The organism is Ruegeria sp. AF8 (genome assembly GCF_056541825.1).
In genome coordinates, this window is sequence record NZ_JBQFYW010000007.1 from 200,777 (window position 1) to 214,152 (window position 13,376).

Sequence of the window (13,376 nt, forward strand, 5' to 3'; positions counted from 1 at the left end):
CAAACTTGCCGTCTTCTTTGTGCTCTCTGAATACTGAGTATTTGACCTCGACGCCGGTTCATGCTTCAAAATCTGAATGGTGCAGAAATGGACAATACTGTGTCGGGAGCATCGTCTGTAACTCCAAAAGCAGCATTCAGGTTCAAGAACAGATCCCGTTTCAAGACTACGCCGAGGCCGAAGTCCAATATGCCTGTTGTCATTGACGTGCCCGGTACAGAAACTCCATCGGATTTCAGATCGTCCTCAAAAAAGTAACGAAGCGATACTGAGGAAGACACGTTTGGAGTAATCGCCAAAGACCCGCCAAATCCAAGTCCGTATTCGGGGGCGCGTTCCACTTTCACGCCGTTAAAGTGGTCTGAAAATCTGTAGCGGTAAGAAATGTCCCCAAACAGAGCGACCGGTGCAATCGTCTTTACCACGCTCAATCTGCCAGCCAGTTCATGGAAACCGGAACCTAGCGGAACCGGGTCTTGGCTAAAATCATCACCCGTTGGTGCAGAATAGCTTAAGCTGGCGACAAAAGAAGGGTCTGACCCGCCACGTCCGATTTCTTTCCAAACAGTTAGTTCAGTGTCACCCAATCCGCTATTGGACCCGATGCCAGAAATGTCCCTGTTCCACAGTGATGAGCGGGCACCGATCATCCAACCATTTTGCAGTCCCATACGGGCATCCAGCCCGCCAATTATGCTTTCATCAGTTGAATTGACTGCATTTCGCCCTGAATATGCCCATGTGAACGATGGTGTAATTTCAATCACACCTGGCGCGAGTACCGCATTGCCCCTTCTGACCAACGCCCGCTCTAAGGCGCGATCATCAGTAGAGTTGATCTGTGAATCCTCGGGTAGTGCAACTGTTGTAGCAATTGGTGTAATTTGACCTCTGGTCCCGCTTTTCGTATTTGCCAGTTGTTTTTCGAGGCTTTGAATTCGTTGTTTGAGAAGCGCGTTAGTCTGCTTTTGTGCTTCTAGTTCAGCCTGAAGTTCTGCAACAGTTTGTGCCGAAAGCGGTAAAGCTAAAACGATAAGAAAAACAAGTGTAAACAGGTGCTTCACGAAGGCTACTCCCTGATGGCAAATACCATGCCATCGTTCCAGACAGCTTCGAACCGGGCTCGGCTCATTGATCGATTTCCAAATGCTGGATCAGCGAGCAACACATTGCCATCGGCATCGACACCCTTAATAACAACGTAGTGACTGTAGCCTTTGATCGTTACTGGCACGATGGGTGATTGAAAATACCGGACATCGTCAAACGACATGCCAGCCAGCCCTACAGCCTTATATCCACGGTCTTCTACATAGCGTTTCATGTCCAGCATCGAGAATCCGCCCCGATGCCGAACACGAAGTGGTTGGGTATAATTCAACATTCCACTGGCGACAGCGCGCTCGGAAACAGGATCGGAAAACGCATAGGTAAAAACCGTTGCCAAGGCTGCGGCCGCGCAACTGGCGTCCCACTGCTGGATGATCACGCCATCTTCGCGGATTTCCTTTAAGGAGCGGGTACCAGTGTCTGCCGCAGCGTCAAGTGGGCAAAGCGCAGATATCACCAGAGCTAAAACGAGTCTCCTGGTCAATAAATCCTCGCGAAACGACATGAGCGGACTAGTGGGTCAGTCTCTACCTAGTCCGAAGCTGGTTGAACATACTCCGTCAGAACTAAGTCACGGTCTTCTTGGGACTATGACACCCAGGTGACCGGCCTTATCGATCACACCTTGATCCGCTGCACCGTTATGAGTCGGTACAAACCCAGCGTCAGACAATGGTGGCCAAGGTTGAAGTGCAATGTTGTCTCGTCCAGTACCTGCTACAATGTTGTCCAGTTCAGCATCGTTCAGAACTTTGGGCGCAGATTTTTCATCTGCTAAAGCGACGCCGCCAATTGCACTCACTGCGATTGATATCATTAGAAGTTTTTTCATGGTCAAGTTCTCCTGAAAGTTAATAGTATCCACTATATCCGGTATTTCAGCTCAGCATTCCCGTGACCTCTTCTGTGGTCCACAGCGCATTAGCCATGTAGCGGAAATTGGTAAGTGCAGCGAGGTATCCATCGCCTTCGGGCAGCATCGCAGCGGCGGTCCCGTCTTTGACAACACCAACTTCAAAGCCTTGCTCAAGCAATTCGCGCAGATGGCTTTCTGTGCAAAGGTTTGCCGACATTCCCGCCAGAATGATCTGATCCACGCCATTCTTGCGCAATTGCAATGCAAGATCGTTGTACTCGGGGCCATATAGTTTGTGTGGCGAGGAAACGATGGTTTTGCCATCATTGATATACGGCTTGTATTGCTCAAGGAAATCCGCACCCGATCCTTCGAATCCCTCCAGACTGAGCGGATCCTTGCGGTCAAACATGCCGATTTTGTGCATCAGCTTTTCAAGCGCACCTTCAAATTTCCACCCCTTGTCCGTCGGGTAATAGTAATGAGGAGAAACCGCCACGGTGATATCCGCCGCCTTGGCCGCCTTGAACAGGCTTTCGATGTTGGCGACGGTATTGTTGCGCTCAACTGAAGCGCCAACCACGCCCCAGGTTACGCCGTCTGGGCTTAGAAAATCATTTTGTGGGTCGGTGACTACAAGCGCAACCCGAGATTTGTCGATGACCATGTCACTGGGCGGCAATGCTGGCTGTGCAGGTTCGGCATAAGGATCATCTTGTGCCTGTGCCGCAGTACCGGCCATACTAGCGGCAGTTGCTACGCCGATAGCGGCTGTTCCGGCCAGCGCTTGGCGGCGGGTGAGTTTCGGGTCGTCGTCGTGGCAACTACACATGAAATTTCTCCGCCATTAAGGATTCACAGCAGTTACATAACAACATTTCTGATGTGCCTTATCGTCCGGAACTGGTGACTGATTTGAATTTGCAGGTTTGCGGAAAAACTGGCGATGCCAGTTCAGGGTTCCCCGCATTTGCTTGGATTGGTTTTAATAAAGCCTATTGTTTCGGGATGCGTCGACGTGCCGAGCCAGTACAGTCAGGTGGCTTTCAATTTTTCTTCTTACAGAGGCGAAAAATTTACTCGAGTACAAGATCCATCGTCCCATCGCGCACGCAATGGCAATGTGTTTTGCTCAAACTGCAAAACCGTCACTTATGGAATTATGTTGCTGCGCCAGAGAAATTGCGTCTTATGCAAGTTTAGTTCTCACGATTTGATGCCAGTCTTCTGATAAATTGAAAAAACCCTCTTCGTTGGAGGTCCGGATTTAACAGATATACAATGTGATTAGCACGAAACCCTGCAGGGTCGATCCCAAAAAAACCCTTGAACGAACGGGAAAAATAGCTCCGACTCTCGAACCCGACTCGATAAGCGATCCTCTTGACGGGAAGATTTGTGGTCGTGAGCAATTGCGCGGCACGTCGCAGTCGGATTTCCTTCAAAAAATCAATCGCGGTTCGATTGAAGGCCTTCTTGAAACGCTCGGAAAACACGGTGCGGCTAAGGCCTACATGATCTCCAAGGCTTTCCAAAGTATGGTTTTTCTGCGGATGATCCAACATCAATGAAAGCGCGCGACCGAGCGATTCATCACCAAGTGCCGCAAGCCAAGGCGCGAAGCACTCACCAGTCCTTTCAAACTGATTTCGCAACAGCGCAATTAAACATTGTTTCATCAACATCTCTGCCAATACATTTGTGCCCGGTTTTGGGTCAGACAACTCATCAAGAAAATTACGAAAGGAACTCCTAAAGGCTTTCTCGTGTGCAACGCTTTCGATGATTGGTTCTCTCAAGAATTCAAACAAATTAACCATTTGGAAATAGGTGGCGTTTACGTGACCGCAGGCCAGAGTCAAACCCGGTGCGCAGTCGCCAACTGTCATGTGGTCCCAGTTGTTTGCAAGGGATTTGCATCTAGGTTCGGCGAAGTTGGCGAGATTGGCAATATCAGCCGTTATCGAAAGTTGCGAACCAGGCGGCACGATCATGACAGAGTGGGGTAAAAGATTATGCTTTTCACCGGTCACTGACAAAGCGTAGCCTTCACCTGTCAGCACATAGTGAATAGAGCATTTGTCTTCTTCTTTGATCGAAAAGGCCGCATCACGCCTGATTTCACATAGACCAAACGGAAGTATTTCAACTTCCAGCCCCGTGCAAAGTTGTTCAAAGATTAACATTTATGCGCCCCGAGTAGACTTTGCGTGATGCGCAACCCCCACCATTGGATAGCGAATTCCCCCGTCAGGCTACCAATGCGATAGAAAATATCCTACAATTGGGGAGAATGTTCTGCAAGTGATCGAGATGCTTGAAGATCTATGATCAACATGATCATTTTGATCCCGTTTGACAGGAGCAGTTAGTGACAACACGCCACAATATCGATGTCGAAACCCTTGAAAAGTTCAGAGAATCACTGGCCCAAGACCCGAATGTCGGCAAGCTTCATATGGAGGCAAACGCGATCTATCAAGGCCAGGCAGGTCGAAGCATGGTACATGTTGGCCCCTTTGCCCTGGACGATACCCCAATCGACAGACCAGCGCGACAATACACCTTTCCTTTCGGCAATCAGCGTGAGGTTGAGGATCTGATCGGAATGGATGGCTCCACTGATCGAATTGAACCTGTTGAAATGGTTCTCGCCTCCATAGCGGCGTGTCTTGTGAATTCGATTTCGGTGAACGCTGCCAGGCTGGGTATCGACACGTCCGGCATCAAAATCAATGTCCGCACTACTTTGGACCCACGATGTCTGTTGGGTCTCGCGCCAGCCGGCGACTTTGACGAGAGCATTGGCGAAATTGAATATGACGTGAAAGTCGACGGTGATATAAGTGATGATGACTTGGAAATGGTTCGTAAACTGTGTCTCTATTCACCTGTTTACGGCATGGTATCCAAATCAATAAAAGTCCGCGGAGAAGTTTCGCGGGTATAACGTGAAGATACTCCGCCAGAAAGCTCTTGAATTACAGCCCTTTGAAATTCGTTTCACTTAGCGGACATTCAAATTATGTGCAGCATAAGGTAAAAAGGGCTCGCTCAGATCCACTGCTGTGGCGCGAACGCAGGTCCGGTCCGGATTGGCGAACGGCACATGCCGTCCGCCAACGTGGTTCAAATGTCGATCTGCTCGGCGATGCTCAGCGCATCTTCAAGTTCGACACCAAGGTATCTGACAGTGCTGTCTACCTTTGTGTGTCCGAGCAGCAGTTGGACCGCTCTGAGATTTCCGGTTTTTCGGTAAATCTCCGCTGCTTTGGTCCGGCGCAGCGAATGTGTGCCGTATCCACTGGGTTCCAGCCCTATTGCGGTCACCCAATCCCGTACAAGTCGGCCATATTGGCGAGTTGAGATATGTGGGCGGTCATGAAAACGGCTGGGAAACATGAAACGACATCCGAACATTTCCGGCGACGTGATCCACGCGGCAATCGTACCTCGCGTGTTTTCAGAAAGTTCAAACTGAACGGGCCGCTTGGTTTTGCTCTGAATCACGGACACCCTTTCGCGAACGCGATCACCCCTCACCAAGTCGGTGACGGCCAGTTTCACCAAATCACATCCTCGAAGCTTGCTATCAATTGCAACGTTGAACAGCGCAAGGTCGCGCAAGTTGCCCGCCAGTTCGAGCCGCGCGCGGATTGCCCAGACCTGTTTCGGAAACAGCGGTCGCTTCTGGCCGATGATCCGGCCCTTGTTCCAGGCTCTTCGTTTCGGAGTAACTGCGGGAAGTTGAACTCTTGGCATAGTCTGCCCTCCAATCCTCACGCCAAGCCCAGACATCAGCACAGCGCTGACACCTGAACTATATTGTTGGTCTGAATGGCCGTTGTCCGATTGCTTGTTCTTTGTGAGACGCCGCAGATTCATTGGGCAGCTCTGGACCCAAACTACCTAGTGCTGCGACTGGCATCGATGCGCGCAATTTTGCATAATGCGGGCTTTGCGACAACTAACCAACTTGTCGGGGAACCATCGCAACTGAGCGCCAAAAAATTTGGAACTACGATCCCATAGATGTCATTGAGCTTTGGATGTTAGACGGCGAATTTTAACGGATGAGTATTGCTCATCCAAATCACCCGCACAACTTTCGGATCGCTGTGCGGGCGACAGGATGCAGATTAGATAACGTTACCGCTGACTTCCTCGATAATCCGCCCGCGCAGGCTTCCGTCGAGTTCGAATTTGTGCATCACACCGTCAATCAGAACGACATGCACACACCGCAGGCGCATCGGTTCGTTGCCATAGGCACCAACGCACACGTGGTCAGCAAGGTCAAAGGCGTAAAAACCCTCTAGCATAGTTCCGTCTTCCAGCTTCAGCTTGGTGTTATTGCCCCCATCATAATACACCAGCGCCTTGGCGCCGGTATTTGCGTTCTCAAACGTAACGGTCTTGTCGGCCAGACGAATGCTCACCTCTTCGGCGGTCAGACGATAGGCCCCGTTCGCGAGCGCATTTTCCAGCTGAGTTCCTGCAAGTGCCGGGGCAGAAAGTGCTGTCAGGGCAAGTAGCGCGGCAAAGGAATTGATACGTATTTTCATTTGATGTGCCTCCATATTGTGCTGAATGACTGCCGCTGCTTGTTGCGCGACGGCGCATCAGGCGCGGAAATCCGGGCTTGCAAGTCAGAGTCTGCGCGACGGCGCAGGCTTGTGCTTAAGGGACACATGAGGAATTCTAAGGATGATCTGAGTTGTCATAAGGCAATACAGGAGAGTGTTTATGCGGTATCGGTTCGACCGTTTCACGTTTGACCCCTCACATGGGCTCTTTCGGGACGGTGAAGCCATCCCTCTTGAACCCCGCGCGCTGGATCTGCTGCACTATTTTCTGAATGAGAAAGAAAGGATCATCTCACGCGAGGAATTGTGCGATGCCCTTTGGGATGGAAAGATCGTATCGGATGCAGCCATCAGCACGCAGATTCGATCCATACGCAAAGCATTGCGCGATGACAGGGAACAGCAGCGATTCATCAAGACTTTCCCGCGCAGGGGTTTCAGTTTTGTCGCCCCCGTCAAGACCGATGAGGCGCCGCAAGCCCCAGAGGACCATAATGCAACCTCTCACGCTGAACTTCCTGCGTCAGGCGACAGCCGAATGGGTGGAACTGCGATCCCAGCAGGGCTTGCGCGATATACCGCGCTAGCGGCGGCACTCGCACTCGCGTTTGTTGCCTATTTCTTTTGGCAAGACACTTCCCCCGAATCTGTTGGCGTCGCAAAACCACACGGCCCGTCAATCGCTGTCCTGCCCTTCGACAATCTTTCAGGCGATGAAAGTAAGACATATCTTGCCGATGCATTCACCGAAGACCTTATCACTGATCTGTCTAGAATTCGGGACGCGTTCGTCATCTCGCGTAGCACATCCTTTACTTATCGTGACAAAAACGTAGGCGCGTCTCAGGTGGCGGCAGACCTCGGGGTTCGCTATGTGCTGGAGGGCAGTGTCCGGCTTGAGGGGGACCGTGTCAGGGTCAATGCCCAGTTGATTGATGGCGAAAGTGACAGCCATCTCTGGTCAGAGCGATATGACCGGCCTGTCGCCGATCTGTTCGAACTACAAGGCAACGTAACCGGTCAGATCGCGTCTGTGTTGCGGGCTGAGCTTCGGAAGGCCGATCTGGATCGTCAGGGACCGGAGTTGATGGACAATGCCTGGGATTATGCGCTGCGTGGAAACGTATTGCTCTACAACCATCAAAGTGTCGCCGACTATCAAGAGGCTTACGCGCTGTTGACCAAAGCGACTGAACTTGATCCCGGAATTGCGTCAGCATGGGGCGGTCTTGCTTTTGTTCATCTTGTCGGAAGTCTTGCGGCCGTGCCTGGCGTCAGCCGTCCAGAGTCCGCCCAGTTGTCATTGGACTCGGCGCTGAGGGCAACGCAGGTAGATCCATTGAATGCCGAACCCTATTGGCTTGTTGGCGCGGGCTATGCGCGCCTGGGTCAACCCGAGTTGGGAATGCCGGCCTGTCGCACGGCAATGGACCTGAATCCGAACATGGATTGCGGTTACGTTTGTGCAGGCCTGGTGCATATGGCGAGCGACGAGCCGGAAAAAGCCATTCCGTATTTTGAGTATGCGCTGGAACTAAACCCGAGGTTTCGCCCGTTCACCAAAGAGAAATACCTTGGTCTGGCACACATCCAGAGCAATCAGAACGATCAGGCAATCGCGGCTCTGGAACGCGCACTTGCAACGGCTCCACAAGATTCATTTGCCAATCTAGCGATGGCTTCTGCACTCGCGCTGGACGGCAGGGTTGAAGCCGCCAGCGAATTGTTGGGTCGATATTTCAGCGAAACAGGCACCTCAAGGCCCTCAATCGAGTCACTGCGCTCAAGTCTAGGTTGGATGGGCGAAGGAACCGAGGAAATGCTGCGCGGACTTAGTGAGGCGGGTCTTTAATTGTCAACTTTGTCGCTTCTAGCAATGTATCCCAGTCTCGCAAAAAAAACTGCGAATGAACGGTTTTGGTGCGCAACTTGTTTAAAGCCAAACGGCCGCACCGCTGTATTTTAGGGATTAAGTTACAGCGGTGCCGGTGCCCGTCCATCTCGTTAGAAGAACATCACTCTTTGAACGCTCGGGGTTGTGTTTAGGTCGTCATACATTGTGCAAAAAGCCACCCATGCTGAGCGCTTGGTTGACCAATCTCCGTAATTTCAGCGCTGGGGGTACGTTGTGCTAGAATCGGCTTCTGGGGGAAACCATGCTCAACAAGACAATACTCGTTTTAGCCGTACTCCTGACTTCGGGGCCAGCGGCTGCATTCGATTGCGGTGATCAAGCTAACTCGTGCAAGATTGAAACCGGAGATTACCATATTGCCCTTCCCGAAAATTGGCAGGGCGGACCTGCTGTGATGCATCTTCACGGCTATGGCGGAACCGGTGCAAAGGTTATCGGGAATACGGCGTTCGTCGAAGAGTTCACCGCGCGCGGATACGCCTTTATTGCACCGAACGCCCTGCCTTGGTTGGAAAACAAGCCTGCCGATTGGTCTGTTCGCGATGGTTGGAACACCTATCCTCGCTCCGATGTCAGGTTTCTACGTGAGGTGCTGGCTGATGCTGCTCTTCGTGCTAACGTGAACGTCGACCGTGTGCTACTGACAGGGTTTTCCAGAGGTGGATCGATGGTATGGGAAGTTGCCTGCCTTGCGCCAGATTTAGCTCTTGGCTACGCGCCTGCTTCCGGGGGGTTCTGGCTCCCGGCGACCGAAGAATGCCTCAGGCCGGTAAACTTGCTCCATACTCACGGATTTGCCGACAAGGTTGTCCCACTCGAAGGTCGTGCAATACACAGTGAAGAGTATGACATTACCATCACCCAAGCCGACATCTGGCAAGGTCTGGCGGTGTGGCGACGTGAAAACGCTTGCCCGCCCAATGCAGCAGATCACAAAATGACCGATGACGTCTGGCGTAAACGCTGGAACTGCGAAGACGGCAATCTCGAGATCATCCTGCACAAGGGAGGACACGGTTATCCGAAGGGTTGGAGTTCAATGGCGCTTGACTGGTTTGAAGGCCTTTAGACCTGACGGATCACCAGTTTCGGAACTCCAAGATATGTCTCATAGTGCCACTCCGAAAGTCCGATGGATTATCACCGGTTTTGCGCTTTTTGAGAAGTACCAAACCTTGCTTCTAATGTCCGCTACTAACCGATTGTTTTCACTGGGGCTCGACGGACGAACGGCGGGTTTGTCCGCATATTGCTCATTACCTGACGAAATCTCGCTGCGCTCGACACGAACTGCCGCTCTCTAACCGGATCGGGGTCCCAGCGGGCGCGGTCCTGTCCGTTCCAGAAGTGCTACAGATGCCGCAGGTCGCGGGTTTCTTCATAAGTTCGAAAATGCACCAGGAGTCGGACGCGACATTCAAGTCGCGACCACTGGTGTAAAACTCAATGGAAAAGCACCGACTGTTGACACGCCGCCGCTACTTCTTGGGGAACACAATGAACTTGTTTGGGGGGAACTTGGTCTCTCTGAAAACGAAATTGATGAGCTGAAAAAGGAAGGTGCATAATGAGCGATGTAGCCTCCCGCTCCGACGTGTCTGATTGGTGGACGACTGAAATCATTGATATGGCACCCGGTCAGATCAGGTTTCGGGGTACTCCAATAAAAGAATTGATCGGGAATGTAACCTTCCCGCAAATGATCTGGCTTATGACGCGGGGAGCGCTTCCCACAAAGGCTCAGGCGGATCTATTGGAATGTGCGCTGGTCGCTGCGGTGGATCATGGGCCACAGGCTCCTTCAATTGCCACAGCTCGAATGGCGGTGACGTGTGGTCGTGGATTGAACGGCGCGATGGCATCCGCCGTCAATATGCTGGATGACGTCCATGGCGCCGCCGGTGAGCAGGCAGTGGAACTATATTCATGGATTGATAACGCCATTTCTGCCGCACAAGCACCAATGGAAGCTACTGGACAGGTGATAGACCGCTGGCAAGCAGAACGGACGAAGTTCGTACCGGGATTCGGTCATCGATTTCACAAACCGGAGGCCCCCCGTGCACCGCGGTTGCTAAGTTTGGTGGATCAGGCTGCTCTGGCGGGAACAGTTGACGATCGTTTTGCCCTGAACGGGCGATCCATTCAAAAGACTCTCAATTCCCGCAAGGGTAACCCAGTTCCTATGAATATCGATGGTGCCACGGCCGTAATTTATGCCGAATTGGGATTTGCGGGACCCTTGGCAAGAGGCCTGTTCTGTCTGTCCAGGTCGGTTGGTATGATAGCCCACGCATGGGAGCAAATGAACCAGGGTGGTCGCAACAAGGGACCAACCGCGCCGCAAATATGCTATTTGGTATAGGGCGAAATGCAGAACTATGGATTCCATGGATCAGGATGGATAGTCTTCCGTGCAGGGGGGGAACGGAAGTGGGACGCCGCCTTACCACCATCTTGAGTATTGACGTCGTGGGCTACTCGCGACTGATGGAACGCGATGAGTCAGCGACCTTGGCAGCACTAAAGTCGCATCGGTCTGAACTCATTGACCCCTTTGCGGCGAGTTATGGTGGCAAGACGATCAAGTTGATGGGTGATGGTGCTCTACTGGAGTTCGAAAGCACCGTACAGGCGATGAAATTTGCCGTTTCTGTTCAAAACGAAATGCTTTCTCGAAACTCGGACGTTCCAGAATGCGAAAGAATTGTCTTTCGGATTGGCATTAACATCGGAGATGTGATTGCCGAGGATGGAGACATTTATGGTGATGGCGTCAATGTCGCCGCTCGACTTGAAGGCTTGGCTGAGCCCGGAGGTATTTGCATTCACCGAAGCGTAAAGGACCAGGTGCAGGACAAGCTGAATCTGAATTTTGACGATCTGGGTGAGACCGAAGTCAAGAACATAGAGAGACCAGTCCGAGCATTCGAAGTCGTTCTGGATGACAAGGCTAAGGCTTTGTCTAAATCAGAGCCAGTTGCGCATACGAAATCACAGATATCCAAGTGGGCGCCAACTCTGGTCGGTGCAGTATGCATCTGTTTGGTGCTGGTTGCGGCCATATGGTGGCGATCAAGAGATGTGGTGCCCCCGACCGAACAAGAGGAGTTGGCGCTTGCCACCCCGGACGAACCTTCCATCGTCGTTTTGCCCTTTGAGAACCGCTCAACAGTTGAAGAGGTCGGCTATCTGGCGGAAGGTTTTGGAACAGCAATAACGACGCAGCTTTCGAAGTTTCCGCAGCTATTTGTGATTGCTGGTTCGACTTCGATGACCTTTGCGGACAGCTTGGTTAAACCGCGAGATATAGGTCGAGAGCTCGGTGTGCGATATGTTCTTTCAGGTAGCGTTCAGAGCGTTGGCGAGAATATTTCAATTAACTCAACACTTATAGAGACAGAGTCGGGGCACGCACTTTGGTCGGAACAATATGACATTGGGATCGAAGAATTGTTTGCCGCTCAGGCCGACCTTATTCGGGAAATCGCATCCACCCTGAAAATAGTAGTTGAGGAAGAAGAAATCGCGTCGCTTAGGAAACGGCCGACCGATGATCTAGAAGCTTATGAACTTTTTCTGAGGGCTGTCGCCAAAAGCAAGCTGCTGAATACTGCAAGTCGGCAAGAGGCAATTGAACTTCTGGAACGAGCAATAGTGCTCGATCCAGACTACTTTTCTGCACATATTGAACTGAGCGGTCGCTATCTTAGCCTCTGGCGCTTTGGAGGTTCAGACGATCCAGAAACTGCTCTAAACAGAGCTCGTCAGCACGCAGAACGCGCGTTAGCACTGGATCAATCGGACTATCGCGTTCAACACCGCTTGGGACAGCTACACTTGTTTGCTGACCATGATCATCAACTCGCATACCAGGCATTTCAGCGAGCAATACGCGAGAACCCCAATGATCCTGAGGTCCTATATGGTATGGGCTTTCTACGGTCGCTTATGGGTGAGCCAGCCGAAGCGATTGAGTGGAACAACAAGGCAAAAAAGGTCAACCCGCGTTATCCCGGCTGGTACAATTTTAACGCGGCCCTTTCTCATTTCCTACTCAGAGACTACGAACAGGCAATTCTACTGGCAAAAACCGGTATCTCAACTTATCCAAAGTCGCTTCCTCCGCGCCGCATCTTGGTCGCAACCCTTGCAGAAATGGGACGTCTGGAAGATGCACAGGTTGAAGCAAAGAAATTACTCGAAATCAGGCCGGACTTCCGTGTTTCTACACACAGAAACACACCCTTTTTGCGTTCAGAGGACCAGGACCGGTATTTTGATGCGATGATTGCTGGCGGGTTGCCTGAATAGCGACGTTTTCAATTCCCTGAATACTGGCTGTATGTGCTGTTTCCACTTTTGGTAGCATATAGTCAGGCTAGACGATGCCCAAGAGGCTGTTAAAGACGCGCTTGAGATCACCCCGAGGCTATCAATCTCAGCGAAGCGCAGGCAATTCGCAGGATCAAAAAACCACTCCGAGAACCGACGGATCTGGCTGGTAAGTTTGCAAACGGCGGGCGTGCCCGAATGAGAATCGGTGCCAGACTTGGCGCCACCCTACGCCTTACCGCGCCTCGTCGGTCAGCCTGCACTATCCTGAAGCGGGGCGAACCTTCTCGACCGGCTCACACACAGATGCCACATCCTAGAAACCGGCAACGACAGCTACCGCTTCAAAGCCAGCTCCGAAGCCGCAAAGAAAACAAGAAAGGAGACACCAACATTGACCACCAAATAAGCGCTGATACATAGACTAGGGTGGGTCAAATCTCGGTGAAAATACCGGGTCACTTCTCAGCGGAAATCAACACAGCTCTATTCGAGTGCGGCTGCGCTTCGTGCACGGTTCGGAGAAAGAAGCAAAGTAGCGCGATACGCGTCAGCCGCCTCATCTTTTCGATCC

Annotated in this window: 12 protein-coding genes and 1 pseudogene; 6 read left to right on the top strand and 7 right to left on the bottom strand. The window is 51.8% G+C overall.

From position 1 onward, the window contains the following. Positions 1-65: 65 nt before the first annotated feature. The 5 genes from ACR0AO_RS14035 to ACR0AO_RS14055 all read right to left on the bottom strand — a co-directional run bounded on the left by ACR0AO_RS14035 (position 66) and on the right by ACR0AO_RS14055 (position 4,152). Positions 66-1,064, bottom strand: a complete 999-nt coding sequence (locus tag ACR0AO_RS14035; protein WP_480604550.1) for a transporter — start codon at positions 1,062-1,064, stop codon at positions 66-68. Between the two features lie 5 nt (positions 1,065-1,069). Then, positions 1,070-1,594 carry a C39 family peptidase gene (locus tag ACR0AO_RS14040; RefSeq protein WP_480604552.1) on the bottom strand — a complete coding sequence of 175 codons (525 nt, stop codon included), beginning with the start codon at positions 1,592-1,594 and terminating at the stop codon, positions 1,070-1,072. Between the two features lie 87 nt (positions 1,595-1,681). Next, complete coding sequence (locus ACR0AO_RS14045; protein ID WP_480604554.1) at positions 1,682-1,942, bottom strand: hypothetical protein; 261 nt, start codon at positions 1,940-1,942, stop codon at positions 1,682-1,684. A gap of 46 nt (positions 1,943-1,988) precedes the next feature. Then, positions 1,989-2,798, bottom strand: coding sequence for a cysteine hydrolase family protein (locus ACR0AO_RS14050; protein ID WP_480604556.1), 810 nt, complete (start codon positions 2,796-2,798; stop codon positions 1,989-1,991). Positions 2,799-3,165: 367 nt separating this feature from the next. After that, a complete protein-coding gene (locus ACR0AO_RS14055; protein WP_480604558.1) occupies positions 3,166-4,152 on the bottom strand; it encodes a helix-turn-helix domain-containing protein in 987 nt (328 codons plus the stop codon). A 185-nt stretch (positions 4,153-4,337) separates the two neighbouring features. Between ACR0AO_RS14055 and ACR0AO_RS14060 the strand changes: the two genes are divergently transcribed. Beyond that, on the top strand, positions 4,338-4,916 hold the full coding sequence (locus tag ACR0AO_RS14060; RefSeq protein WP_480604560.1) for an OsmC family protein: 579 nt from the start codon (positions 4,338-4,340) through the stop codon (positions 4,914-4,916). 179 nt (positions 4,917-5,095) lie between these two features. Here ACR0AO_RS14060 and ACR0AO_RS14065 read toward each other — a convergent pair whose 3' ends face one another. Next, positions 5,096-5,728: a tyrosine-type recombinase/integrase gene (locus ACR0AO_RS14065; RefSeq protein ID WP_480604592.1), complete on the bottom strand. Its 633-nt coding sequence runs from the start codon at positions 5,726-5,728 to the stop codon at positions 5,096-5,098. Positions 5,729-6,105: 377 nt separating this feature from the next. Further along, entirely contained in the window at positions 6,106-6,531 is a 426-nt protein-coding gene (locus ACR0AO_RS14070; RefSeq protein WP_480604562.1) for a hypothetical protein, read from the bottom strand. A gap of 181 nt (positions 6,532-6,712) precedes the next feature. On the opposite strand from ACR0AO_RS14070, the gene ACR0AO_RS14075 reads away from it, so the two are divergent. From ACR0AO_RS14075 to ACR0AO_RS14095, 5 genes and pseudogenes are all read left to right on the top strand, one after another. Then, positions 6,713-8,404 (top strand): winged helix-turn-helix domain-containing tetratricopeptide repeat protein, encoded by a 1,692-nt coding sequence (locus ACR0AO_RS14075; protein ID WP_480604565.1) that lies wholly within the window; start codon positions 6,713-6,715, stop codon positions 8,402-8,404. A gap of 304 nt (positions 8,405-8,708) precedes the next feature. Continuing rightward, complete coding sequence (locus ACR0AO_RS14080; protein WP_480604567.1) at positions 8,709-9,536, top strand: CE1 family esterase; 828 nt, start codon at positions 8,709-8,711, stop codon at positions 9,534-9,536. Positions 9,537-10,034: 498 nt separating this feature from the next. Further along, positions 10,035-10,832, top strand: a complete 798-nt coding sequence (locus ACR0AO_RS14085; RefSeq protein WP_480604569.1) for a citryl-CoA lyase — start codon at positions 10,035-10,037, stop codon at positions 10,830-10,832. 68 nt (positions 10,833-10,900) lie between these two features. Further along, complete coding sequence (locus ACR0AO_RS14090; protein WP_480604572.1) at positions 10,901-12,781, top strand: tetratricopeptide repeat protein; 1,881 nt, start codon at positions 10,901-10,903, stop codon at positions 12,779-12,781. Between the two features lie 304 nt (positions 12,782-13,085). Next, positions 13,086-13,211 (top strand): annotated as a pseudogene (locus tag ACR0AO_RS14095) (ATP-binding protein); the annotation flags it as partial. Between the last annotated feature and the right edge of the window lie 165 nt (positions 13,212-13,376).